We start from the raw sequence: 22,796 nt of genomic DNA, 5'->3' as shown, positions 1-22,796 counted from the left end.
GGCTCCCTCTCTCCGTGCAATATCGACCTATTCTTCGACGAGGAGGCCCTTCGCCTTGAGGACATCGGTGAGCTGGCACAGCTCGATCGTGGTTCCGCCGGCGTGGTAGAGCTTGATGAGCTCGTTCTCGTGGTCGACGCGGGCCTGGCACAGGTCGATGACCTCCTCGGCCTCTTCACGCCTCACGACGACGACGCCGTCGGCGTCACCGCGAACAATGTCCCCGGGGAAGATGATCTCGTCGCCGATGACGAGGGGATGGTTGATCGGCCCGAGGGTTTCCTTGACCGTGCCCTTGATGGAGATGCTGCCTGAGAACACCGGGAGGCCGAGTGCGATGAGATCCTGCGTGTCGCGGACCCCGGAGTCGGTGACCATCGCGGCGATGCCCTTGGCCTTCATCGCGTTGCCCAAGACATCGCCGAACGTGCCGGCCTCCGTGAATTCGCCCGCGCCCACGAGAACAACGTCACCGGCTTGGGCATAGTGAATCCCCACCTGGAGCATGAGGTTGTCGCGGGGTGCGCAGCGGACCGTGACTGCAGGGCCGCAGAAGGACATCGAACGGTCGATCGGCTTGATGCGCGAACTGAGCGCGCCCTTTCGGCCCTGCGCCTCGTGGATCGTGGCCGACGAGAACTTGGCGAGGCGCTCCACGACCTCCTCGGAGGGGCGCTCGAACTTCGTCTTGACGTGAATCATGGGTTTCATGGTGTATTCCGTTTTCAGTTGAGGGCGCGGACGGCTTTGTCGATGGCTTCCACACCAGAATTGATGGTGTCGAGGGATGTCGCGAACGAAATGCGGAAGTAGGGGCCCAGGCCGTAGGCCGAACCAGGAATGACGGCGACCGACGCTGCTTCGAGCAGGTAGGCCGTGAAATCCACGTCGTCGGAGATCAGCGCGCCGCTCGGCGTCGTCTTTCCGATGGCGCCCGCGCAGTTCACATAGGCGTAGAACGCCCCGTCGGGGGAGCTGCATGAGAGTCCCTCGATGGAGTTGAGGCCCGCGACCGCGACGTCGCGCCGGATGCGATATGCGTCGACACACTCGGCAACGAACCTCTGATCGCCCGCGAGTGCTGCGGCAGCGGCCGCCTGGCTGACCGAGGAAGGGCAGGAAGAGATCTGCGACTGGAGCTTGTTGATCGAGGCCACGAGACCCTCCGGGCCGACGGCGTAGCCGAGCCGCCAGCCGGTCATCGCGTACGCCTTCGAAACGCCGTTGACGACGAGGACGCGGTCGCGGAGCGCGGGAGCGGCCGCGACGAGGTTGGTCATGCGCCCAGGGCCGAAGTAGATCTCGTCGTAGATCTCATCGGTGAGCACGTTCACGTGAGGGTTGTCGAGCAGCACCGCGGCGAGGGCCTCGAGCTCGGCGCGCGTGTAGACCACACCGGTCGGATTCGACGGGGTGTTGAGGATGACCCACTTCGTCGCTGGCGTGATCGCTGCGGACAACGCCGTCGGGGTGAGCTTGAATCCAACCTCGTCTCCGCACGGGACGATGACCGGTGTGCCGTCGTTGGCCAGCACCATGTCGGGGTAGGAGACCCAGTACGGGGCCGGAATGATGACCTCGTCCCCGTCGTCGAGCGATGCCATGAAGGCCGTGAAGATCACTTGTTTCGCACCGCCGGCGATCGTGATCTGGTGGGGGCCGTAGCTCAGGCCGAGCCGCTTTTCGACGTGAGCCAGGATGGCCGTGCGGAGCGCGGGGGTGCCCGTGACCGAGGTGTATTTCGTCTCGCCGGCGTTGATGGCGGCGATCGCGGCGAGCTTGACGTGATCGGGAGTGTCGAAGTCCGGCTCCCCGACGGTCAGGTCGATGATGGAGCGCCCCTCCGCCTTGAGCTCACGGACGCGCGCGGCCGCAAGAACGCTCGCTGATTCCCTGATCCGGGTCACTCGCGCGGCCGGCTGATACACGGACATGTCTCCTCCAAAAGCGTGGGCGAAAGTATCGACTCCTAGTGAGCGTAGATAAGAAATCAGTCCAACGGATAAGACGTAAATCGGGTGGGCGGATAAGAAAGCCTTATGACCCTTCGAACCCGGGTGCGCCGTATGATCGATGCGATTCCATTCTCCTTTCGGGGAATATTCGGTACATATGCTTTCGGGGCCTCTCGCACAAAGGAGCTTGCTGATATGCCCACCAGCGCAGCGCCCGCCGTCAGCCGAGCCATCGAAGTGCTCGAGTTCCTTGCCGGACACAGCGCCGCGCCCGTGTCCTTGACCGACATCGCCCGCGGGATCGGGGCCGCTCGTTCGTCGACTCGGAACATCTGCAGCGCATTGGAGGACGGGGGCCTCATCCAGCGCCGGGACGGCGGCTATCAGCTTGGCCGGCGACTCGTCGAGTTCGGCGGGGCATATCTTTCATCGTTCGACCAGATCCGGGAGTTCTACCGCGCGTGCGCCGAATCGCCCCTGCTTTCCCGCGAGCTCGTTCAAGTGGCCATCATGGACGGAACGGACGTGCTGTACGTGGCGCGGCACGAGGGGCGTTCCCCTCTGCATCTTTCAGCCCGCATCGGCGATCGTTTCCCGGCGGCCCTCACCGCCGTCGGCAAGGCCCTGCTGGCGTCGCTCGGCGAACCGTCCGTGCGGGCGCGATTTGGAGCCTCGGGCGACCTTGGGCCCGGGACGGCCAGAAGCGTTCGCACGGTCGACGAGCTGATCCGGCAGCTCGGCGCCGTGCGGGAACGGGGCTACGCGGTCGACATCGGCGAGGTGCATCCCGCCGTGGTCGGGGTCGCCGCAGCCGTCCCCGAAGTTGGTTCGGCCCCGCGGTTCGCAGTCGGAGTCTCGCTCATCGCGGCACGCCCCGACGACGCAGCGTTGGAGCGGTATGGGAAGGCGGTGCGGACCATCGCGGCACAGATCGCGGCGCCGGCCCGTCGCATCGCGTGATTCGCGAATTCGCGGTACTCGCGTCATACCGGAGCCTCAGCACGGTCTCATCCTGCAGTGGGCGGATCACATCGGTCCGCAGAATAGGGATGAGCCTCATGGTGACAAGCGATCTGGTCGACACAGCTGTCTTCTTCACAACCGCGGCGTTCGCGGCGCTCGTGCTTGCGGTCCTCGGCGCCATCACCTGCATTTCCGCGCTGGTCCTCTCGGCCGTCGTGTACGGCCGCCGCCGTCTCAGGCGAGCGCCCGCCCCCGCCGTCGTCGTCGTCAATATCGAGTCCCGCCAGCGCGCTGCGCGGATCCAGCCGCCCCGCCACCTCACAGCGAGCGCATGACGCAGGCATGACGGCGCCCTGCGCCTACACTCGCCATCATGGGCGAACGTCTCGTCGAGATTGACTGGGAATCGGCGCGTGCGAGTAATCGCGACAACTGGGATGACCGCGTGCCGCTGCATGAGGAGGCGTACGGCGTCGATGCGTTCGACGACCCGAGCTACCTGAGCCGGGTCGTCCGTCGCGATCTGGCCGCGCTGTCGCCCTTTGTGCCGGACGGAAGCGTCTCAGGCCTCGACGTGTGCCACCTCCAATGCCACATCGGCACGGATACTCTTTCCCTGGCACGGGCCGGCGCCCGCGTGACGGGCGTCGACTTCTCCTCAGCTGCGCTCGCATCCGCGGCCCGCCTCGCCGAGCGATTGGGACTGTGCGCAACGTGGGTCGAGAGCGACGTGCTCGACGCGCGGGCAGCCGTCACCGGCGATTTCGACCTCGTGTACACGAGCATCGGAACGATCGTATGGCTCCCGGACCTCGACCGCTGGGCGCGCCAGATCGTTCAGCTTCTGCGGCCTGGCGGGACGTTCTTGATCCGGGACGGCCACCCTGCGCTGTACGCGCTCAGTCCGCGCATGGTCGAGACCGAGGGGGGATTCGCCTGGCCCGGCGAGGATAGCGAGCGGATTCCGTGCACCTACACGATTGTCGCCCGGCTCGGCTGAGCCTGCGCGGCACGTTTGAAGGACGACGACGCGACGCATCTGCCGAGGACGGGCCCGGTCCGCTGCGCCGCACCGAGGGCGGTCTCTACCACCGGTGGGCGACGTCGACCACGAGCCGTGAGCCGCCGTCGGGCCCGTTGAGAATGAAAACACGGAAGGGCAGGCGAGCCCTGACGCCGAGCCCGAGGCTGGTGTAGCCCTCGAAGGATCCGGCCCATGCGACTTGGCGGAACGTCGCGAACCCGCCGACATTCACCACTTCGCTGGGATTGGCGGGGACGAAGGTCGGGCGACCGGCGGCGTCGAACGCGGGCGACGTCACCGTGACGTCAAGGAAGGCCCCGCCGCGGAGCGGCACGGGCTTGCCGCTGCCCTGCGCGAGGACCTGGTCCACGTAGCGGACGTTGTAGCCTGCGGCCTTGCCGTGCAGGATGATGACGAGCCGGTCGAAGCATCCGTGACGCCCCGCACGGACGTTCTCTACGGTTGCCTGGGAAAGGGTCGGGATGGACTTTGGGAGCGAGCTCCAGTGTGCGGCGCAGGTGGCCGACGTCGCGCTCGGGCTGGACGCAGGGGTTGCAGCGTTGGCCACGGGTGCCCCGAGGCCGAAAGCGAGGAGTGCGGCGCCAACGGCCGCGGCGATCTTTTTCATGGCTGATCCAGGTGTTAAGGCCTCTGCTGGGTGCGTCGGCGCTGATGGATGAGCTGATCGTAGATCGGCCCGAGCCGTCGGGAGCGGGTCAGAGGCGTATTGCTCCCCAACCGTATGCATGGTCTCGGGATGGGGTTCATGGGGCGCCCTCCAGATCACGGATGCGTTCCCGCTCGTGACCTGGAACGGCGCCGTTGCGCGGTCGGCGTCATCGGAGCGTGACTGTGCCTTCACTCACATTTATGCCACTCGCCAATTGGGGTCCGGTACCGTGGAAAAGGCCCTCCTCACCGGCGAGGCGGCGCCTTGGGCGTTCATTGATTTCGCAGCAAATGCGCCGCGAATTGAACCCCGCATTTCGACCGATGATCAAAGAAGGCAATGACGCATGAGCTTTGAATCGCACGCCCTGACTCTCAAGATCTGGGATCCCGCAACCCTCGACCACACGCTTGACGCCGCCGTGGTCCACGTCTCGGCCAAGACGAATACCCCGAAGGATCGGGTCAAGGTGGTCCGCAGCGGTCCGGACACGTTCACGGTGGGCCTCTTCGAGGACATCGCCTAGTCGCTTGGCGGAGGCGCGTCCTGCTCGGAGGAGAAGGCTGCTCTGAGTTGGCGGGCCAGCCAGGCCTCGTACCGCCGGGAGGACCACCCGCGACGGTGGACGAATTCGAGGTAGACACGCTGCCCGCCCAGAACCCAAAGCTCGTCGGCGGCCGTCGCGATCGCGCTGCGTGAACCATTGGGCAGGAACCGCCGTGCGATTCGACGCATGTCGGCCAGACGACGGTCACCCCCGAGGCGAAGCAGCTCAGCGGCATCAGGGTCCGCGGCTGCCGCTTCTTCGAGAGCTGCGAACAGCGGGGCCGCGCGCTCGTAAATCTGTCGGTGAGCGCGAGCGAGGGCGGCCAGCTGGTCGTCGATACCGGTGTTGGCCCCGAGCACCGCGCTGAGTTGGCCAGAATCGACGAGGCGGCCTCCCTCTCCGTCGGAGACGGTGGTTTCGATCGCGCGGCGTAAGAGCGCCGGCTTCGCGCCCACGGCGAGATGGACCGCTTGAGGGGTGACCCCGGCACGTTCGGCGATGCCGGCCAGCGTCGTGGCCGACCAGCCTCGCTCGGAGAACTCCGCGGCGGCCGCTTCGACGATGCGGGCGCGCGTCAGTGCCGCCTGCTGCTCGCGGATCGGGGATCGGTAGGACCTCTTGACTTGCGCCATAGGACAGTTGTACACCTATCAATTAGATTGATTCGATATCAACTAAAATGGAGGCGGAACATGACCGACGCCATCCGCAAGGCCGACGAGGTCGAAAATCTCGACCGCAGCGTTCGCCGCTCGACATCTCGAATCGCACTCCTGTTGGCGGCGGCAGGACCGCTGTACCTCGTGGGTGCCGGACTCCATCCGCACGCACCCGACGCCCACACGATGGCGGAGGTCGCCTACGTCCAAACCGGTCAGGAGGCCTGGTGGCCAGCCCACCTCCTGCTGCTGCTCGCTTTCGTCTCCTTCGGCCTGTGCCTCCGTGCCACATCGAGGCTCGGGAACCTCCCCTCGTCCGTTCGACGGCTGCTCAGGGTCGTGACCCCCATCGCCTGGGTCTGCGTCGCCGCGATGGCCATCCACCTCGTCCTCCCGATCGGCCGCCCCAGCGTCGCCGACTCCCACGAAGGATGGGCACTGTGGGTCAAGGACATCGTCGAATCCGGCGACGCGGTGTGGTCCCTTTGCCTCGCTGTCGTCGCATGGTCGCTAGGTCGGGCCCACGTGCTGGGCAATTCGGCGACCGCGGTGATCGGAGTCGCGGGCGGACTCGGCTTCGGAATCTTCTCCGCCTTCGTGCCGCTGACCGGAGTGCTGGTCCCGATCGACGTCATGCACTCCTTCGTCAACTACGTCCCCCTCTTCGCGATTCTGATCGCACTCTGGGCACTCAGCGCCGCCATCCTCACAGCAAGACGACCACGAGCCTGACTGCCGGAACGTGAACGAGCAACCATCGGGGTAAGCTGGCGAATTGAGTCACCTTGACGTGCCGAAATTGGAGGGGAGGGACGTGGACCAGCTCCGTGCGCTGCCCTTCGAGACGGCGGTCGCGGCCCTCTTCGCCATCGTGTTCCTCCGCACCAACGGAACCTATTGGCTCGGCCGTGCCCTGGCCGCAGGCTACGGGAGGACGAGGCTTGCGGCGCGCTGGGATCCTTCGAGGCTCGACGGCGCGCGGCGGCTCATCGACCGATGGGGCCCGCTCGCGATCGTCCTGACGTTCGTGACTGTCGGCCTCCAGACAGCCGTGAACCTCGCCGCGGGTGCGGGCCGGATGAGCCTGCGGTACTACATTCCGGCGACGGCGGTGGGCTCGCTCGTGTGGGCGGTCCTTTACGCGACGGTGGGCCTCGCCGCCGTCGACCTTCTCGTCGAGCAGGCAGCCGCCTCGCCGTGGGCCTGGGCCGTCGTCGCCGTCGCGTGCTCCGCCGTCGTCGTCCGGGTGCTCTTCGCGCGCCGCCGTCGGCGCGCCGTCCTCGGCGCGGCAGCGGCTAGGGTGGACGGTGCGCGCGATGACGCTGCGCCGGAGGAAGGGAAGAGCGCGTGACCGAGACGCAGCAGAGGATCGAGCCGTTGGAGCTCGCCCAGGGCGACTTCTACTACCAAGACCTCGGCGGCGGCCGCTTCCGTTCGACGATCCATGCCCAGGGTGCATGGAATGAGCGCGAGCAGCACATGGCCCCGGCGTCGGGCCTCCTCGCCCACGCGCTTGAGCGCCACGAGCCCCGCGAGGGGATGCGGATCGCCCGCATCAGCTACGAGATCCTCGGGCTCATCCATGCGGGCGAGTGCGAGATTGCCACGACGACACTCCGTCCGGGCCGCACGATCGAGCTCATCCAGTCGGAGCTCTCAGCCAAGGGCCGCGTGGCGATTCGTGCGACGGCCTGGCGGCTCATCCAGAGCGACACGTCGGCCGTCGCGGCCTTCGAAGACCCGCTGATCCCGCCGATCGAAGACTGCGAGCGGTGGGACGGCACGACCGAATGGCCCGGCGGCTACATCCGCTCCCTCAAGATGTACCAGGCGCCCCACCACCGTTCTGGCAGCGGCACGGTATGGATTCACACCCCCTACGCGCTCATTGACGGCGTCGAGAGCGCAGACTGGGTCCGCCTCATGGGCCTCGTGGACACCGCCAACGGCATTGCGACGCGTGTGCCGCCAGGGCCGAACAGCTGGGCGTTCCCGAATGTCGACCTCCAGATCCACCTCTACCGCGAACCGGCGGGCGAATGGCTCGGGATCGACAACGCCGTGACGTTCGGCGCCGACGGCATCGGGCTCACGTCCTCCGTCCTGCACGACTCCGAGGGCCCCTTCGGCCGCGCGGAGCAGATCCTCACCATCCGCAGGACGTAGGCATGACCGAATGGAATGACGGCGAGACCGCCCGGCTTGCCCTCATCGAGGACCGGGACGGTCAGGACCCAGCAGCACAGCTCGCCCGCGCGGCCGAGCTCCTCGACGAGGTCAAGCGCGGCGTGCGCGGGCCGACGCTTCGGCTGTATCGCCCGCGGCCCACGATGGCGTTCGGCCAGCGTGACACGCGCTTGCCCGGGTTCGCGGCGGCCGAGGCGGCGTCGCTGGCGGGCGGCTTCGTGCCGGTCGTCCGGAAGGCCGGAGGGCGAGCCGCGGCGTACCACGAGGGCACGCTCATCGTCGACCACATCGAGCCCGCGCGCGAGGCCATGGTGGGCCACCGGCACCGCTTCGAGGTGTTCGGCGAGCTCTACGCCGGTGCGCTCCGCACGCTCGGCGTGGATGCGCGCGTCGGCGAGATTCCGGGCGAATACTGCCCCGGAGAGTACAGCGTGCACGGCGTGCCGGGCGAGCGGTCGACGACGACGGCGCTCGTCAAGCTCGTCGGCACGGCTCAGCGCGTGGTCGCCGGGGCGTGGCTGTTCTCGTCGGTCATCGTCGTGAGCGACGCCGCGCCGGTGCGCGCGGTGCTCACCGACGTCTATCGCGCGCTCGAGCTGCCGTTCGAGCCTTCGACGGCCGGTGCCGCGGACGAGCTCGTGCCTGGCCTGACGGTCGACGACGTCGAGGCGGCCCTTCTCGCGATGTACCGCGAGCACGGCGCGCTCGCGTAGCCATGGGCCGCAGCCCGCACGACAGAAAGGGGACCCGGTGCTCGTCACCCACCGCGGAGCAAGTCCGAACGTTCACGCGGGCGCGTACGTCGCGCCGACCGCCGTCCTGATCGGAGACGTCACCGTCGCGGACGGCGCACGGATCCTTCACGGCGCCGTGCTGACGGCGGAGGACGGCGAAGTCACCGTCGGGGAGAACTCGATCGTCATGGAAAACGCCTTGGTGCGCGGCCGGGCGAAGCATCCTGCACGGATCGGGGACAGCTGCATGGTCGGCCCCCACACGCACGTGAATGGGGCCGACGTCGGCGATGAAGTGTTCATCGCCACGGGCGCCTCGCTGTTCCCGGGGAGCGTGGTCGGGAAGGGCTCTGAGGTGAGGATCAACGCCGTCGTCCAGGTGAACACGCGGCTTGAGCCGGGTGCGGTGGTGCCCATCGGCTGGGTGGCCGTCGGCGATCCGGCGTCGATCCTTCCGCCGGATCAGCACGACCGCATTTGGGAGATCCAGCGGGGGCTCGACTTTCCCGGCACCGTGTATGGAGTGGACCGGTCGACGACGATGGGTGAACTCATGCGCCGGCAGTCCGACTTCTACGGCGAGCACCGCGGCGATCTGGAGATCTGACCAGCTCTTGGCAGCGAAGCCGGGCGCGGCCTCGTGGGACCCGTTGCCGTGCCGGGTCTGCCGGTGCTAGACCGGAGGATGACGGGGCCCGCCCCAGGCCCCGGGAAGGTTCTTCACCGGCATGGTCAAGAAGCCCATCATCCAGGACGTCACCGACGCCGAGCTGAGCGTCGTCCCGCCTCTTCGCAGCGCTGCGGGGCTGCCGAGCCTCACCGAGACCATCCCCAAGGCGCTCGGCCGCATGGGAGCCGCTCGCGCCGCCGTCACGCTCGCGAACATGAACCAGAGGGACGGCTTCGACTGCATGAGCTGCGCGTGGCCGGACCCGCCCGACCGCAAGGTCGCCGAGTTCTGCGAGAACGGGGCCAAGGCCGTCACGTGGGAGGCCGAGCCGCTGCGCATCGAGAGCAGCTTCTGGGCCCAGCACCCGGTGAGCGAGCTGCGGGAGCGCACCGAGTATTGGCTCGGGCAGCAGGGGCGGATCGTCGAGCCCGTCTACAAGCCCGCTGGGAGCGACCACTATCGGCCCGTGACGTGGGACGACGCGTTCGCGATCATTGCCCGCGAGCTCAAGGCCCTCGAATCGCCCAACGAGGCCACGTTCTACACGAGCGGCCGCACCAGCAACGAAGCGGCGTTCGCGTACCAGCTCTTCGTGCGCGCCTTCGGCACCAACAACCTGCCCGACTGCTCGAACATGTGCCACGAATCCACGGGCGCGGCGATGGGGGAGACGATCGGCGTCGGCAAGAGCGCCGTCTCCTATACGGACTTCGCGAAGGCCGACCTGATCATCATCATGGGCCAGAACCCGGGCACGTGCCATCCGCGCATGCTGACCGCGCTCGAGGAGGCCAAGCTCGCGGGGGCCCAGATCGTCGCGGTGAATCCGCTGCCCGAGGCCGGGCTCATCAACTTCAAGAACCCACAGCGCCCGCGGGGCCTCGTGGGCCACGGCACTGACCTCGCGGACCAGTTCCTGCAGATTCGCCTCGCGGGGGACATGGCGCTCCTGCAGGCGCTCTCGAAGCGCGTGCTCGCCGCCGAGGCCGCTTCCCCCGGGACGGTCCTCGACCACCCCTTCCTGCGCGAGCACTGCGAAGGCCTCGACGCGTTCGCCGCCCACATCGCGGCGCTCGACGACGACGAGGTCCGGGCCGCGACGGGGCTCGCCGACGCGGAGATCGACGAGCTCGCGCGGCGCTATCTCGCGGCGGACCGCGTCATCATCACGTGGGCCATGGGCCTCACCCAGCACAAGAAGGCCGTCCCGACGATCAAGGAGATCGTGAACCTCCTGCTGCTGCGTGGGAACATCGGCAAGCCCGGCGCCGGGCCCTCGCCGATCCGCGGGCACAGCAACGTGCAGGGCGACCGGACGATGGGCATCTGGGAGAAGATGCCGCCGTCGTTCCTTGACGCAATTCAGCGCGAGTTCGGCTTCGACCCGCCTCGCGAGCCGGGCTTCGACGCCGTGCAGAGCATCCAGGCGCTGCGGGACGGAAAAGTCAAGGCGTTCGTCGCGCTCGGCGGGAACCTCGTCTCTGCGATCTCGGACACGGCCGTGGCCGAGCCCGCCCTGATGGGCGCCCGGCTGAGCGTGAGCATCTCGACGAAACTCAACCGGACCCACGCGTTCGTGGGGGAGGAGGCCTTGATCCTCCCGACGCTGGGCCGCACAGAGATCGACCGCCAGGAGTCGGGCCCGCAGTTCGTGAGCGTCGAGGACACCGTATGCGCCGTGCATCCCTCGGCCGGACGCGTCGAGCCGGTCTCAGACAGGGCGCTGTCCGAGGTGGCCATCGTGAGCCGTCTCGCGCGGGCCGTCCTCGGGCCAGGCCACCCGGTCGACTGGGCCGGCTTCGAGCACGACTACGACGCGATTCGCGAGCATATCGCCCACGTGTGTCCCGGGTGCGAGGACTACAACGTGCGCATCCGTCAGCCCGGCGGATTCGTCTTGGCCCATCCGCCGCGGGACGAACGCCGCTTCCCGACGTCGAGCGGGAGGGCCAAGCTCACGGTCAACGAGCTCGAGACCATCCGGGTCCCGGAGGGCCGGCTGCTCCTGCAGTCGGTCCGGTCGCACGACCAGTTCAACACGACGATGTATGGCCTCAACGACCGCTACCGCGGCATCCACAAGGGCCGGCACGTGCTGTTCGTGAATCCGGAGGATCTGGCGGAGTTGGGCTTCGGCGACGGCGAGCACGTGGACGTCCACAGCGAAGCGGCCGACGGCGTGGATCGCACCCTGCCCGGGCTGCGGATTGTCTCGTACCCGACGGCGCGAGGCTGCGTCGCGACGTATTTCCCTGAGGCGAACGTCCTCGTCCCGCTCGAGTCGACGGCCGAGGTGAGCAACACGCCCGCGTCGAAGTCCGTCGTCGTGCGCCTTGAGCGGGCATTCGCCGCTCACTGACGCTGAGGTCGGGCGGTGTGGCGCTGAGGTCGGGTGGCGTGGCGCTGAGGTCGGGCGGTGTGGCGCTGAGGTCGGGTGGCGTGGCGCTGAGGTCGGGCGGCGTGGCGCTGAGGTCGGGTGGCGTGGCGCTGAGGTCGGGTGGCGTGGCGCTGAGGTCGGGCGGCGTGGCGCTGAGGTCGGGTGGCGTGGCGCTGAGGTCGGGTCTGCCGTGTTCGACGACGGCTGGCGCTTTCCGCGTGGAAGGCGCCAGCCGTCGTCGTGCGTGCGGAATGGCCGATCTCGGCGGCAAGCGCCCCGACCTCGGCGGCAGGCGCCCCGACTTCGGCGGCAGGCGCCCCGATCTCGGCGGCAGGCGCCCCGATCTCGGCGGCAGGCGCCCCGATCTCGGCGGGGCCGTCAGACCCCGAGCTTCTCGCGAACCTGCGCCGCGGAGGGGTTGGTCACTGCCGTGCCGTCGGGGAAGATCACCGTCGGGACGGTGCGATTGCCGCCGTTGAGCGTCTCGACGAGTTCCGCCGTGCCCGCGACCTCTTCGATGTTCACTTCCGCATAGCCGATGCCCTGCGCGTCGAGCTGCTTCTTGAGCCGGGTGCAGTAGCCGCACCAGGTCGTCGAGAACATCGTGATGGTGCCGTCGGCAGGGGTGAACTCGTGCATGCGTGTGCTCCTCGTGTGGATCGCTTTCAGCTGGCGCAACGGCGCCCGAGCGTCAAGTATTCCGGACGGGTCACGCCGGGGCGCCATTCGCGACCCGGCGTGACGCGTGTCAGGCGAACGTCGCCGCGTCGATGACGAAGCGGTAGCGGACGTCCGAGTCGAGGACTCGCTTCCACGCATCGTTGATCTGCGACGCTTCGATGAGCTCGGTCTCGGGCAGGATGCCGTGCTCCGCGCAGAAGTCGAGCATCTCCTGGGTCTCGCGGATCCCGCCGATGCCCGAGCCGGCGAAGGACCGCCGGTTGCCGAACAGGCTGAAGACCCTGAGCGGAAGCGGCTCCGCGGGGGCGCCGACATTGACCATCGTCCCGTTGCGGCGCAGGAGGCTCAGGTAGGCGTCGAGGTCGATCGGCGCCGAGACGGTGTTGACGATGAGGTCGAAGCCGTTCTTGAGTGCCACGAACGTCTCGGGGTCCTCGGTCGCGTAGTAGTGATCGGCACCGAGCCTCAGGCCGTCGTCCTTCTTCGACAGCGTGCGCGAGAGCACGGTGACCTCAGCACCCATGGCGTGGGCGAGCTTGACGGCCATGTGCCCGAGGCCGCCCATGCCGACGACGGCGACCTTCTTGCCGGGGCCCGCGTTCCAGTGCTGCAGGGGCGAGTACGTCGTGATCCCGGCGCACAGGAGTGGGGCCGCGGCGGTGAAGTCGAGGGACTCGGGCACCCTGAGCACGAAGTCCTCATCCACCACGACATGCGTCGAATAGCCTCCCTGGGTGATGGTCCCGTCGGCGTCGACACTCCCGTAGGTGCCGGTGTTGCCGTTGAGGCAGTACTGCTCTTCGCCGTCGAGGCAGTTCTCGCACGTCCGGCACGAGTTCACGAGGCAGCCGACACCGACGCGGTCGCCGACGGCGTGACGTGTCACCTCCGAGCCCACCTCGGCGACGATTCCGACGATCTCGTGGCCGACCACGAGGGGGTGCCGAAGCGGACCCCAGTCCTCGCGCACGGTGTGGATGTCGGAGTGGCAGATGCCGGCGTACCTGATGTCGATGAGCACATCCTTCGGCCCGACGTTCCGGCGCGTGATGGTGACGGGTTCGAGCGGGGCGGTTGCGGACACAGCGGCGTAGGCGTTGACCGTGAGCAAGGGTGTCTCCCTGGATCGATGGGCGTGGGGGTCGGTTTCGACGCTAGTGGATGGCGGCACGCGCGGGGGAGGCCCTGACAGTACCACGCTCGTGAGGAGTCAGAATGGACGCGTCGCGGCCCGCGTTGTATGGTCTGGTCACGGCGATGGATCCCGCCGGGACGCCTTGAAGGGGCCTCCGAACCGCCGCACGGCCGATGGTTCCTACCCTTGTCGCCGATGGACTGCCGGTCCAGCCAAGAATGGCGTCCAGTCAAGGAGGAGCCAGTGACTCACGCGCACCGCCGCGAGGATGACCAGCCCACGGCCCGCTCTGGGTACACTCCGCGGCGCCTCTCCGGCCCAATTGTCGTTGGCGTCGTCCCCGGTCAGGGCCTCGCCGTCGTGCACCGCGCCGTGGACCTCGCGCACGGACTCGGCGTCGACCTTGTGTTCGCCTACGCCGATCCGACTTCGATCCAGGAGGCCGAGCCGGCCGGCCGCGTCGCCGTCGTGCCGATCGACTCCGATGCGGACGACGACGACGCCCAGGTCCGCTCAGAGCTCACCGACGTCCTCCGTACCGAACTCGCGGACGCAGGCGTCGAGTGGCGCCTCGTCGTCCCCACGGGCGATCCCGCGCACGCCCTCGCGGCCCTCGCCGACGAGCTCGGCGCCTCCGCGATCGTCGTCGGCGCGCGCGAGGGCGGCCTGGCCCATCGGCTGGAAGAACGCCTTGCGGGCTCGGTAGCCGCGCGCCTGTCCCATCAGCAGGACCGGCCCGTCGTCGTCGTGCCCCTCCGGCCAAACGCCGGCGTCACGCGGGGAGACGGTCGTGGAACCCACTGAGAAAGCGACCGCCGTTCCGCACGGCCGACGGGACGCCGACGAGGGCACTCTGGGGGTGCGCCCCGCGCACCGTCCTGTGCACCTGAATCCCCGCCACATCCTCATCGTCGTCGGGGGCGGAATCGCCGGAGCGCTGTGCCGCTATTGGCTCGGGATCGCGGTGCCGACACCGGACGGCTGGCCGCTGCCCACGCTCGTCATCAACCTCGCGGGGGCCTTTGTGCTCGGGATCCTCCTTGAGGCGCTCGCCCGGCGGGGTCCCGACGAGGGCGGGCTGCGCGTCCTGCGCCTCCTGATCGGGACGGGCTTCATCGGCGCGTTCACGACGTACAGCACGTTCGCGGTCGAGTCCGTGAAGCTCTTCGCCGCGGGTCGCGGCGCCGAAGGGGTCGGCTACCTCGCGGCGACCGTGCTCGGCGGGACGCTGGCCAGCGCGCTCGGTATCTGGGCTGCGGCCTACCACCACGCGAGGGGCGCCCGGTGAACCCCGTGACGGTCGTCCTGCTCGGCGTGGCCGGGGGTGTCGGCGCCGGGGCGCGATTCGTGCTCGACGGGCTCGTCCGCTCGAAGGCCCGCACAGCGCTGCCGCTCGGCACGATCACCATCAATGTCACGGGATCGTTCCTCTTGGGGCTCATCGCGGGAGCGCTCACCCATGGTGCGCCACTCGAGCTGCAGGCGATCGTCGGGACGGGCTTCCTCGGCGGCTACACGACCTTCAGCACGGCGAGCGTCGAGACGGTACGGCTCATCCAAGCCCGACGGCCCGGCGTCGCCGTCCTCAACGCGGTCGGCACCCTGGCCGCGACGCTCATCGCGGCCGCCTTGGGCATCCTCCTCGCGAGCCTCTGAGCCTACGGACCCTCTAAGCCTGCGGCGAGGAGATGCGCGAGAAGTCCACGTCGAAGTCGTGCTCCCACTCCCCGCCGGCGAAACGCCGCTCCCACGAGCCGCGCATCCTCGCGCGATCTGGAGTCACCCGTGCCTCGAAGCGCTGGGAGAAGGCCGGGTCGTCGCGCCAGATCCTCCACGTGTCTCCCATGAAGCTCATCTGGTAAACCCGTGAGACGTCCCGCGCGTCCGAATAGAGCACCGTGTAGTCGGGACGTGAGCCGTCGCGGCCGATGACCCATCGCGCCACGGGCGGACCGTCGAGCTCGATCAGCTGCCGCATGACGATGAGCGCGCCATCTTCGACGACGTCGAAATCCGCGCGCCCGACGGCTACCTGATCCGGCTCGGGAAGGAACTCTGCGTGGGAGAGCGTCGTCTCCCACGACCCCAGGAGGAACTCGAGGTTCTCAAGGGTGGAGTTTCGCAGGCGCGGGCGCGCCTGACCCTGCTGCGCCTCTCCCGGCGCGAACTCCTGTTCCCATTCGTTGAAGCCGTCCGCCGATCTGCCCGTAGTCACGGCTGTAGTCTGGCCTGATTGTCCGGATCGGGCCAGTCATGACACGCGGGGAAGCTAGCCGACGTGGACCCAAGGCCGTTGGGTGACGTCGGGGACGGCCTGTCGAAGGACCTCCCTCGTGACCGGCGCGATCTCGCCTTCCCCGAAGAACATGAAGCGCAAGAGGTTCCGCACGGGATTGCCTTCGGTCCAGCGGAAGTAGATGTGCGGCATGAGCCCGGTGACGTCCCGGATGTGCAGCAGCACCGAGGCGATCGTATTGGGAATCACGGGACCGTGGACTTCCAGTACGCGGTATCCGTGCCGCATGATCCCGTGCACGTCGAGCGGGGTTTCGAAGTCTGAGGAGTCGTCGACCGTCACCTCGAGGAACATGACGTTCTCGTTGTCGACCGGCAGATGGCTCGCCTCGCCCACTGTCTGCAGCTTGTGGCGGTATGCCTCGCCGGTGATCCTGAGGGGCTCGTGGGCGATGATCTGAAGGGGTCCCGACTCGGCCTCCGCAATGAACTCGATCGCCTTCTCGTCGAAGCGGATGCTCGTGGCGTGCAGTTCGAAGGAGCGCTTGGCGCGAGAGATGAACGATATGACGATGATGGCAGCAATGAAGATGGCGGCGATCTGGATGCCTTCAGGGCGTTCGATCATGTTCGTGAGCGTCGTGTAGACGAAGACCACGGCGATGACCCCGAAGGCGACCGTGAGGCCACGCTGTCGATGACGGCGGGCGGAGAGGGTGACGGCGATCGCGGCGGAGGTCATGAGAACCAACACACCGGTCGCGTAGGCGCCGCCCTGGGCGTCGACGTTCGCCGCGAAGATGAGAGTGATCAGGAATCCGACCGCCGTGAAGACGAGGACGAGGGGCCGGGTGGCCTTGGTCCATTGGGGGGCCATGCCGTAGCGCGGCAGGTACCGGGGTACGAGGTTCAGCAGGCCGGCCATGGCCGAGGCGCCGGCGAACCACAGGATGGCGATCGTGCTGATGTCGTAGGCCGTGCCGAAGCCCGCCCCAAGGTATTCGTGGGCGAGAAGGGCAAGCGCGCGCCCGTCGGCGGGGCCGCCGGGCTGGAAGTCGTCTTGGGGGATGAGGACCACCGTGGTGAAGCTCGTCGTCACGAGGAAGGTGCTCATGATGACCGCCGCGGCCGTCAACAGGCGCTTGGTTCCCCTGATACGCCCAGCGGGGTTGTCTTCGGTGTCGCTCGCGTCTCCGCGGATCTGCGGCATGACGGCCACACCGGTCTCGAAGCCCGACATGCCGAGGGCGAGTTTCGGGAAGACCAGAAGGGCGAGGCCGATCATGAGGAGCGGGTTTCCCTGCGAGGTGGTCAAGGCCTGCCACCAGTCGCCTATTTGGACCGGGTGGGTGAAGGCCTGCCCGAGGGTGACGACGACGAGGACCGCGTTGAGCGCCAGATAGAGGCTGACCAGGACGACGGCGACCCCGATCGCCTCCTTGAATCCGCGCAGGAAGATGGCCGCCAGCAGGGCGAGCAGGAACAGGGTGACCACAATGTTCTGTCCCTGCAGCCACCCGGGCATGAACGGGTTGGCGATGAGGTGCGCCGCGGCGTCGGCCGCGGAGAGCGTCATGGTGATCATGAAGTCCGTGGCCGCGAAACCGATCAGCGCGAGCACGAAGAACTTGCCGCCCCACCGCGAGAGCAGGCGTTCGAGCATGGCGATCGAGCCTGAGCCGCTGTGGCTCTCGACTGACACCCTCCGATACACCGGGAGCGCGCCGAGCAGCATCACGATCACCAGCACGACCGTGGCCAGCGGCGAGAGCACCCCGGCCGCGACGACGGCGATGGCGGGTGCGTAGCCGAGCGAGGAGAACAGGTCCACACCGGTCAGGCACATGACCTGCCACCAGCGGTGCTTCCTCTCCTGGGCCTGCGGAATCGCATGGGGTCCTTGGTGAATCGCCTGGGTCTGGTGCAGGTCATGAAGGAGCCACGCTCTCAAGGCCTCGCCGGTCGCCCTGCGGCCACGTGTTGCGTCCGCTGGTGGTCTACTCAACGTGGTCATGGTCAGACCTCCGGACTCGTCGTGCTGGCGTTCACCGATCGAGGCGAAAGTAGCACCGGGCGCGGGCAGTTCGGAAGGCGCTTTACGAGTTCCTTACGCAAGGCGTTCGTCAAGGTTTTGCCATCGCCCGGGCCGAGACCAGTCGGCGCGTCAAGGACGTGTAAAGGTCCGGGGAGGGAACGTAAGGAGGGCGTCAAAGCGCCGGTCAGGCCCGCCGGCCGGCGCTTCACTGATTCCACGGGCCGCACCGTGCGGCCGTGGAAGGGGAATGTCATGGCCGACGTGGCCGTTGTCGCGATCTTCTTGGTGCTCGCGGGCCTCGTGATGTGGTGCACGTCCGCGCTCTCGAAGCTGGTGGACGGGAAGTGAGCGGCGCCGTCATCGCCTGGGCCCTCCTGGGCTTGCTCGCACTGATTCTGTGTGTCTACCTCGTGGACCAGTTGTTCCGACCGGGAGGCAAGTAGGCGATGCAGTTCAGCTTCCTCTCATTCATCACTCAGATCGCGATCCTGATCGTTGCGCTTGGCGCGGTACACCAGCCGCTGGGCGCCTACCTCGCTAAGGTTGCCGATGGCGAAGGACACCGCCCATTCGAGCGCTGGATCTACAAGGCGGCCGGTGTCGGCCCGGACAGCGCCCAGACGTGGAAGGCCTACGCGCGGAGCGTGGTCGCGCTCTCCGCGGCAGGCGTCATCCTGCTGTACGTCGGCCAGCGCGTCCAGCCGCTCCTGTCCGGGGGACAGATCGCGGGCGTGGACCCGTGGGTGGCCATGAACACCGCCATCTCGTTCATCACCAACACCAACTGGCAGTCGTACACACCAGAGTCGACCGTCGGATTCGTGATCCAGATGGCCTTCCTCGCCGTGCAGAACTTCGTCTCCGCCGCCGTCGGCATCGCGATAGCCTTCGCGCTCGTGCGTGGCTTCGCCCGGAAGGGTACCGACTCGCTCGGGAACTTCTGGGTCGATATGACCCGCATCACGTTCCGCGTTCTCCTCCCGCTCGCGGCGCTTGCCGCGGCCGTCCTTGTGGTCGCCGGCGTTGTCCAGAACTTCTGGCCCACCGCGGTGACCAATCCGCTCACGGGCGTCTCCCAGACCATCCCCGGGGGCCCGGTCGCGAGCCAGGAGGCCATCAAGATCCTGGGCACGAACGGCGGCGGGTACTTCAACGCCAACTCGGCGCACCCATTCGAGAACCCGAACGCCTTCACGAACCTGTTCGAGGTCTTCCTGCTTCTGGCGATCCCGTTCTCGCTCCCGTACACGTTCGGACGCATGGTTGGCAGCCGGAAGCAGGGCTTCACCATCCTGACGGTCATGGCTGCACTGTGGATCATCACCACAAGCCTTATGGCGTGGGCCGTCGCCGCTTGGCCGAGTCTGGGCGAAGGACTCGAGCAACGCTTCGGTCCCGCCGCGAGCGGAATCTTCGCCACCGCGACGACCCTCACGTCGACGGGCGCCGTCAACGCCGCGCACGACTCTCTCCCACCTCTCGCGGGAGGCATAGCCATGTTCGACATGATGCTGGGGGAGGTCGCCCCGGGTGGCGTCGGCTCCGGCCTCTACGGCATGCTCATCCTGGCCATCGTGGCGGTGTTCCTCGGTGGTCTCATGGTCGGGCGCACACCCGAATACCTGGGCAAGAAGATTCAGGCCCGGCACATGACCCTCGCGGCGCTGTATCTGCTGGTCACCCCGGTGCTCGTGCTCGTGCTGACCGGCGCAGCGGTCCTGATACCTTCCGTCGTCGCGGACGCGCCCGCCCCCGGTCCGCACCAGTTCAGCGAACTGCTCTATGCGTTCACGTCCGCGACGAACAACAACGGCTCTGCCTTTGCAGGCATCAGCGCCTCCGACCCGATCATCTCCTCGCTCATCAACGTGGCGATGTGGCTCGGGCGCGTCCTGCCGATGGTGCTGGTCCTGGCCCTGGCTGGCTGCTTTGCCAAGCAGGAGCCCATCCCGCCCTCGCCCGGAACGCTCCCGACGTACGGGCCGCTCTTCGCGGGCCTCCTCGGAACCGTCGCCGTCCTCTTTAGTGCCCTGAACTACTTCCCGGCCTTGGCGCTGGGACCCATTGCAGAGGGAACCCTCAGATGACTACCACCCCCACCAGATACGGCACCCAGGGCCAACCCCAGCCGCCGCACGGCGCGCCCGGGCCCGGGCCCGCGCCCCGCGTCACGGAGCTATCGGGGCACGCGTATAAGCGTCGCAAGGCGTTCAACCGCCAGCTCATCCTCACCGCGATCCCGGGGTCCTTCGTCAAGCTCGACCCGCGGCAGATGAGGCACTCGCCGGTCATGTTCACGGTGCTCCTCGGCACCGTGGTCTCCGCCATCGCGTGTGGTGTCCAGATCGTCCAGGACAGCCCCGACGTCGTCTTCAGCCTCGTCGTCACGGTATGGCTGCTGCTGACCGTCCTCTTCGCGAACTTCTCCGAAGCCCTCGCCGAGGGCCGTGGCAAGGCCCAGGCCGACAGTCTCCGCGCCGGACGCCAGGGGCTCGTGGCGCGCAAGATCAACGGTCCCCTCGAGGAGGCCGTTCCGGCGCCGGATCTTCGCAAGGGCGACCTTGTGGTCTGCGAGGCCGGCGACGTGATCCCGTCCGACGGCGAGATCATCGAGGGCCTGGCCATGGTCGACGAGTCGGCGATCACCGGCGAGTCGGCCCCCGTGGTGCGCGAGTCCGGCGGCGACCGCTCGGCTGTGACCGGCGGCACGAAGGTCATCTCGGACCGGATCGTCGTGCGCATCACGGCTGACCCGGGCCAGACGTTCATCGATCGGATGATCGCCCTCGTCGAGGGCGCGGAGCGGCAGAAGACGCCGAACGAGATCGCGCTCCACGTCCTGCTCGTCGCGCTCACGATCGTGTTCCTCGTCGTCACCGTCGCGCTCGTGCCGTTCGCGAACTTCGCGGGATCAATTCCCTCGCCCGTGGTTCTCGTGGCCCTGCTCGTGTGCCTCATTCCGACGACGATCGGGGCGCTCGTCCCCGCCATCGGCATCGCCGGCATGGACCGGCTCGTCAGGCACAACGTCCTCGCCACGAGCGGCCGCGCGGTCGAGACGGCCGGCGACATCACGACGCTCCTGCTCGACAAGACCGGCACGATCACGTTCGGCAACCGCCGCGCGGTGGACTTCCTTCCCGCGCCCGGGGTGCCGGTGGGCGAGTTGATCGAGGCGGCGCGCCTCTCCTCCCTCGCGGACGAGACCCCCGAGGGCCGCTCGATCGTTGACCTTGCGGCCGAGCGCAGCAAGGACGGCGCCAGTGCCGCCGGTCCGGACCTGGCCGAGCTCGCCCGTGAGCGCGGCGGCCACGTCACGGCCGTCCAGTTCACGGCGACGACGCGCATGAGCGGGCTCGACGACGGCCACCGCCGGTACCGCAAGGGCGCGGCCTCCGCCGTCGCCCACTGGGTGCGCGAGCTGGGTGGCGACCTCCCTCCGGGCGTGCGCGACGACGTCGACGCCATCGCGAGCGACGGCGGCACTCCGCTCGTCGTGGCGACGGACGACGGCGACGATCAGCAAGGTGAGCAGAGACCGCGCGTCCTCGGTACCATTCACCTCGCCGACGTGGTCAAGCCCGGCATTGCGGAACGTTTCGCGGCCCTGCGCCGCATGGGCATCCGCACGGTCATGATCACGGGCGACAACAAGCTCACCGCGGCGGCGATCGCGAAGGAGGCGGGTGTCGACGACTATCTGGCCGAAGCCACCCCAGAGGACAAGCTCACCCGCATCCGTCAGGAGCAGGCAGCCGGCCAGCTCGTCGCGATGACCGGCGACGGCACGAATGACGCACCGGCCCTCGCGGCCGCGGACGTCGGCGTCGCGATGAACTCCGGCACGCAGGCCGCGAAGGAAGCCGCCAACATGGTGGACCTCGATTCGGACCCGACGAAGCTCATCGACGTCGTCGCGATCGGCAAGCAGCTGCTCATCACGCGCGGTTCACTGACGACGTTCTCTGTGGCGAACGACGTCGCGAAGTACTTCGCGATCATCCCCGCGTTGTTCGTGGCCGTGTTCCCCGGTCTGGGCTTGCTGAACATCATGGGCCTGACGAGCCCGAAGAGCGCCATCATGGCCGCGGTCGTCTTCAACGCGATCATCATCGTGCTGCTCGTCCCGCTTGCCCTTCGCGGCGTGCGCTACCGGGCCGTGTCCGCCCAGCAGGCGCTGCGGAGGAACCTGCTGATCTACGGGGTCGGCGGGCTCGTTGCTCCGTTCATCGGCATCAAGATCATCGACTTGCTCCTGGCCGTCGTGCCGGGGCTGCACTGACCAATCGATAAGGAAGGGAGTCTTCCTGTGACCGCCTATCTGCGACAGTTCGGCACCGCGTTCCGTTTCCTCGCCGTGGCCACCGTGCTTCTCGGCGTGTTCTACCCGCTCGTCATGTTCGGCGTCGGCCAGGCCGTCGCCTCTGCTCAGGCCAACGGATCGATCGCGCGGCTCAACGGACAGCCAGCGGCCTCGACCCTCCTCGTCCAGGCCGTACCCGAGACGGAAACCCGGTTCTTCTTCCCCCGGCCCTCCGCCGTCAAATGGGATTCCACGACCTCGGGCGCCTCGAACCTCGGCCCGTCCGACCCGGCCTTGTCCAAGGCCGAATCAGCCGCGCGGGCGGCTGTTGCGGCCCGCGAGGGCGTCGCGGAATCGGCCGTCCCGCTCGACGCTGTCACCGCGTCGGGCTCGGGACTCGACCCGGACATCTCGCCTGCGTACGCGGAACTCCAGGTGCCCAGGGTCGCCAAGGGCACGGGCCTGAGCGCTGACGACCTCCGGAAGATGGTTTCCGAGGCCACGAGCAACCCCGTCCTGAGCCTGCTCGGCCAGCCGGCCGTCAACACGACGAAACTCAACCTCGCGATCGCCGCAAGGCTGAAGTAGGCGGGTCGGCAAGTCACCGCAGGACGATCGACC

24 protein-coding genes and 1 riboswitch are annotated in these 22,796 nt (G+C 68.0%); of the genes, 16 read left to right on the top strand and 8 right to left on the bottom strand.

Annotated features, from left to right (window positions below):
* Nucleotides 1-27 precede the first annotated feature (27 nt).
* Both RBS12_RS02595 and RBS12_RS02590 read right to left on the bottom strand, forming a co-directional pair.
* Nucleotides 28-711, bottom strand: coding sequence for a 4-carboxy-4-hydroxy-2-oxoadipate aldolase/oxaloacetate decarboxylase (locus RBS12_RS02595; protein WP_307964472.1), 684 nt, complete (start codon nucleotides 709-711; stop codon nucleotides 28-30).
* A gap of 14 nt (nucleotides 712-725) precedes the next feature.
* Nucleotides 726-1,934, bottom strand: a complete 1,209-nt coding sequence (locus RBS12_RS02590) for an aspartate transaminase (protein ID WP_307964471.1) — start codon at nucleotides 1,932-1,934, stop codon at nucleotides 726-728.
* Between the two features lie 216 nt (nucleotides 1,935-2,150).
* On the opposite strand from RBS12_RS02590, the gene RBS12_RS02585 reads away from it, so the two are divergent.
* The 3 genes from RBS12_RS02585 to RBS12_RS02575 all read left to right on the top strand — a co-directional run bounded on the left by RBS12_RS02585 (nucleotide 2,151) and on the right by RBS12_RS02575 (nucleotide 3,918).
* Nucleotides 2,151-2,915, top strand: a complete 765-nt coding sequence (locus RBS12_RS02585) for an IclR family transcriptional regulator (protein ID WP_307964470.1) — start codon at nucleotides 2,151-2,153, stop codon at nucleotides 2,913-2,915.
* Between the two features lie 98 nt (nucleotides 2,916-3,013).
* A complete protein-coding gene (locus RBS12_RS02580) occupies nucleotides 3,014-3,253 on the top strand; it encodes a hypothetical protein (protein WP_307964469.1) in 240 nt (79 codons plus the stop codon).
* Nucleotides 3,254-3,291: 38 nt separating this feature from the next.
* The gene (locus RBS12_RS02575; protein ID WP_307964468.1) at nucleotides 3,292-3,918 is read left to right on the top strand and encodes a class I SAM-dependent methyltransferase; all 627 of its coding nucleotides are present in this window, start codon (nucleotides 3,292-3,294) and stop codon (nucleotides 3,916-3,918) included.
* Between the two features lie 85 nt (nucleotides 3,919-4,003).
* Here RBS12_RS02575 and RBS12_RS02570 read toward each other — a convergent pair whose 3' ends face one another.
* Entirely contained in the window at nucleotides 4,004-4,570 is a 567-nt protein-coding gene (locus RBS12_RS02570; protein ID WP_307964467.1) for a hypothetical protein, read from the bottom strand.
* Nucleotides 4,571-4,958: 388 nt separating this feature from the next.
* Between RBS12_RS02570 and RBS12_RS02565 the strand changes: the two genes are divergently transcribed.
* A complete protein-coding gene (locus RBS12_RS02565; protein ID WP_307964466.1) occupies nucleotides 4,959-5,138 on the top strand; it encodes a hypothetical protein in 180 nt (59 codons plus the stop codon).
* Here RBS12_RS02565 and RBS12_RS02560 read toward each other — a convergent pair.
* Nucleotides 5,135-5,791, bottom strand: a complete 657-nt coding sequence (locus tag RBS12_RS02560) for a TetR family transcriptional regulator (protein ID WP_307964465.1) — start codon at nucleotides 5,789-5,791, stop codon at nucleotides 5,135-5,137. The two genes, RBS12_RS02565 and RBS12_RS02560, sit on opposite strands and share 4 nt — an antisense overlap.
* Nucleotides 5,792-5,851: 60 nt before the next feature.
* Here RBS12_RS02560 and RBS12_RS02555 point away from each other — a divergent pair, with 60 nt between their 5' ends.
* The 6 genes from RBS12_RS02555 to RBS12_RS02530 all read left to right on the top strand — a co-directional run bounded on the left by RBS12_RS02555 (nucleotide 5,852) and on the right by RBS12_RS02530 (nucleotide 11,768).
* The gene (locus RBS12_RS02555) at nucleotides 5,852-6,550 is read left to right on the top strand and encodes a hypothetical protein (protein ID WP_307964464.1); all 699 of its coding nucleotides are present in this window, start codon (nucleotides 5,852-5,854) and stop codon (nucleotides 6,548-6,550) included.
* An 82-nt stretch (nucleotides 6,551-6,632) separates the two neighbouring features.
* Complete coding sequence (locus RBS12_RS02550; RefSeq protein ID WP_307964463.1) at nucleotides 6,633-7,169, top strand: VTT domain-containing protein; 537 nt, start codon at nucleotides 6,633-6,635, stop codon at nucleotides 7,167-7,169.
* Nucleotides 7,166-7,984 (top strand): thioesterase family protein, encoded by an 819-nt coding sequence (locus RBS12_RS02545; protein WP_307964462.1) that lies wholly within the window; start codon nucleotides 7,166-7,168, stop codon nucleotides 7,982-7,984. The genes RBS12_RS02550 and RBS12_RS02545 overlap by 4 nt, the downstream gene beginning before the upstream one ends.
* Before the next feature lie 2 nt (nucleotides 7,985-7,986).
* A complete protein-coding gene (locus tag RBS12_RS02540) occupies nucleotides 7,987-8,718 on the top strand; it encodes a lipoate--protein ligase family protein (RefSeq protein ID WP_307964461.1) in 732 nt (243 codons plus the stop codon).
* Nucleotides 8,719-8,755: 37 nt separating this feature from the next.
* Nucleotides 8,756-9,346 carry a gamma carbonic anhydrase family protein gene (locus tag RBS12_RS02535; RefSeq protein ID WP_307964460.1) on the top strand — a complete coding sequence of 197 codons (591 nt, stop codon included), beginning with the start codon at nucleotides 8,756-8,758 and terminating at the stop codon, nucleotides 9,344-9,346.
* Nucleotides 9,347-9,467: 121 nt separating this feature from the next.
* Nucleotides 9,468-11,768 carry an FdhF/YdeP family oxidoreductase gene (locus tag RBS12_RS02530; RefSeq protein WP_307964459.1) on the top strand — a complete coding sequence of 767 codons (2,301 nt, stop codon included), beginning with the start codon at nucleotides 9,468-9,470 and terminating at the stop codon, nucleotides 11,766-11,768.
* A gap of 396 nt (nucleotides 11,769-12,164) precedes the next feature.
* Here the strand turns inward: RBS12_RS02530 and RBS12_RS02525 are convergent, their stop codons facing one another.
* Entirely contained in the window at nucleotides 12,165-12,425 is a 261-nt protein-coding gene (locus tag RBS12_RS02525) for a mycoredoxin (protein ID WP_307964458.1), read from the bottom strand.
* 109 nt (nucleotides 12,426-12,534) lie between these two features.
* Nucleotides 12,535-13,578 carry an NAD(P)-dependent alcohol dehydrogenase gene (locus RBS12_RS02520; protein ID WP_307964457.1) on the bottom strand — a complete coding sequence of 348 codons (1,044 nt, stop codon included), beginning with the start codon at nucleotides 13,576-13,578 and terminating at the stop codon, nucleotides 12,535-12,537.
* A gap of 133 nt (nucleotides 13,579-13,711) precedes the next feature.
* Nucleotides 13,712-13,792, top strand: a riboswitch (Fluoride riboswitch).
* A gap of 53 nt (nucleotides 13,793-13,845) precedes the next feature.
* Between RBS12_RS02520 and RBS12_RS02515 the strand changes: the two genes are divergently transcribed.
* From RBS12_RS02515 to crcB (RBS12_RS02505), 3 genes are read left to right on the top strand one after another with little or no spacing between them, the layout of a single operon-like run.
* Nucleotides 13,846-14,406 (top strand): universal stress protein, encoded by a 561-nt coding sequence (locus RBS12_RS02515; RefSeq protein WP_307964456.1) that lies wholly within the window; start codon nucleotides 13,846-13,848, stop codon nucleotides 14,404-14,406.
* Nucleotides 14,393-14,890 carry a fluoride efflux transporter CrcB gene (crcB, locus tag RBS12_RS02510; protein ID WP_307964455.1) on the top strand — a complete coding sequence of 166 codons (498 nt, stop codon included), beginning with the start codon at nucleotides 14,393-14,395 and terminating at the stop codon, nucleotides 14,888-14,890. Before RBS12_RS02515 ends, crcB (RBS12_RS02510) begins: the two co-directional genes overlap by 14 nt.
* Nucleotides 14,887-15,258: a fluoride efflux transporter CrcB gene (gene crcB / locus RBS12_RS02505; RefSeq protein WP_307964454.1), complete on the top strand. Its 372-nt coding sequence runs from the start codon at nucleotides 14,887-14,889 to the stop codon at nucleotides 15,256-15,258. The genes crcB (RBS12_RS02510) and crcB (RBS12_RS02505) overlap by 4 nt, the downstream gene beginning before the upstream one ends.
* 13 nt (nucleotides 15,259-15,271) lie before the next feature.
* On the opposite strand, the gene RBS12_RS02500 is transcribed toward crcB (RBS12_RS02505), so the two are convergent.
* Entirely contained in the window at nucleotides 15,272-15,817 is a 546-nt protein-coding gene (locus RBS12_RS02500; protein ID WP_307964453.1) for a hypothetical protein, read from the bottom strand.
* 54 nt (nucleotides 15,818-15,871) lie between these two features.
* Nucleotides 15,872-17,851, bottom strand: coding sequence for an amino acid transporter (locus RBS12_RS02495; RefSeq protein ID WP_307964452.1), 1,980 nt, complete (start codon nucleotides 17,849-17,851; stop codon nucleotides 15,872-15,874).
* Between the two features lie 467 nt (nucleotides 17,852-18,318).
* On the opposite strand from RBS12_RS02495, the gene kdpA reads away from it, so the two are divergent.
* The 3 genes from kdpA to kdpC are packed head-to-tail and all read left to right on the top strand — an operon-like array spanning nucleotide 18,319 to nucleotide 22,763.
* Nucleotides 18,319-19,959, top strand: coding sequence for a potassium-transporting ATPase subunit KdpA (gene kdpA / locus RBS12_RS02490; RefSeq protein WP_307964451.1), 1,641 nt, complete (start codon nucleotides 18,319-18,321; stop codon nucleotides 19,957-19,959).
* Complete coding sequence (kdpB, locus tag RBS12_RS02485; protein ID WP_307964450.1) at nucleotides 19,956-22,154, top strand: potassium-transporting ATPase subunit KdpB; 2,199 nt, start codon at nucleotides 19,956-19,958, stop codon at nucleotides 22,152-22,154. Before kdpA ends, kdpB begins: the two co-directional genes overlap by 4 nt.
* A gap of 27 nt (nucleotides 22,155-22,181) precedes the next feature.
* Entirely contained in the window at nucleotides 22,182-22,763 is a 582-nt protein-coding gene (gene kdpC / locus RBS12_RS02480) for a K(+)-transporting ATPase subunit C (protein WP_307964449.1), read from the top strand.
* Nucleotides 22,764-22,796: the final 33 nt, after the last annotated feature.

The organism is Sinomonas sp. ASV322 (genome assembly GCF_030908245.1).
GTDB lineage: Bacteria > Actinomycetota > Actinomycetes > Actinomycetales > Micrococcaceae > Sinomonas.
The sequence above is the reverse complement of the archived record's forward strand: the minus strand, read 5'-3'. Positions and strand labels throughout refer to the sequence as shown.

What these genes read in the sequence shown, in the direction of transcription:
- RBS12_RS02555 (WP_307964464.1), top strand. Translation starts at nt 5,852, where the DNA reads ATGACCGACGCCATCCGCAAGGCCGACGAGGTCGAAAATCTCGACCGC.
- RBS12_RS02590 (WP_307964471.1), bottom strand. Translation starts at nt 1,934, where the DNA reads ATGTCCGTGTATCAGCCGGCCGCGCGAGTGACCCGGATCAGGGAATCA.
- RBS12_RS02595 (WP_307964472.1), bottom strand. Translation starts at nt 711, where the DNA reads ATGAAACCCATGATTCACGTCAAGACGAAGTTCGAGCGCCCCTCCGAG.
- RBS12_RS02580 (WP_307964469.1), top strand. Translation starts at nt 3,014, where the DNA reads ATGGTGACAAGCGATCTGGTCGACACAGCTGTCTTCTTCACAACCGCG.
- kdpB (WP_307964450.1), top strand. Translation starts at nt 19,956, where the DNA reads ATGACTACCACCCCCACCAGATACGGCACCCAGGGCCAACCCCAGCCG.
- RBS12_RS02575 (WP_307964468.1), top strand. Translation starts at nt 3,292, where the DNA reads ATGGGCGAACGTCTCGTCGAGATTGACTGGGAATCGGCGCGTGCGAGT.
- RBS12_RS02530 (WP_307964459.1), top strand. Translation starts at nt 9,468, where the DNA reads ATGGTCAAGAAGCCCATCATCCAGGACGTCACCGACGCCGAGCTGAGC.
- RBS12_RS02565 (WP_307964466.1), top strand. Translation starts at nt 4,959, where the DNA reads ATGAGCTTTGAATCGCACGCCCTGACTCTCAAGATCTGGGATCCCGCA.
- RBS12_RS02525 (WP_307964458.1), bottom strand. Translation starts at nt 12,425, where the DNA reads ATGCACGAGTTCACCCCTGCCGACGGCACCATCACGATGTTCTCGACG.
- RBS12_RS02585 (WP_307964470.1), top strand. Translation starts at nt 2,151, where the DNA reads ATGCCCACCAGCGCAGCGCCCGCCGTCAGCCGAGCCATCGAAGTGCTC.
- kdpA (WP_307964451.1), top strand. Translation starts at nt 18,319, where the DNA reads ATGCAGTTCAGCTTCCTCTCATTCATCACTCAGATCGCGATCCTGATC.
- RBS12_RS02560 (WP_307964465.1), bottom strand. Translation starts at nt 5,791, where the DNA reads ATGGCGCAAGTCAAGAGGTCCTACCGATCCCCGATCCGCGAGCAGCAG.
- RBS12_RS02495 (WP_307964452.1), bottom strand. Translation starts at nt 17,851, where the DNA reads ATGACCACGTTGAGTAGACCACCAGCGGACGCAACACGTGGCCGCAGG.
- RBS12_RS02540 (WP_307964461.1), top strand. Translation starts at nt 7,987, where the DNA reads ATGACCGAATGGAATGACGGCGAGACCGCCCGGCTTGCCCTCATCGAG.
- RBS12_RS02570 (WP_307964467.1), bottom strand. Translation starts at nt 4,570, where the DNA reads ATGAAAAAGATCGCCGCGGCCGTTGGCGCCGCACTCCTCGCTTTCGGC.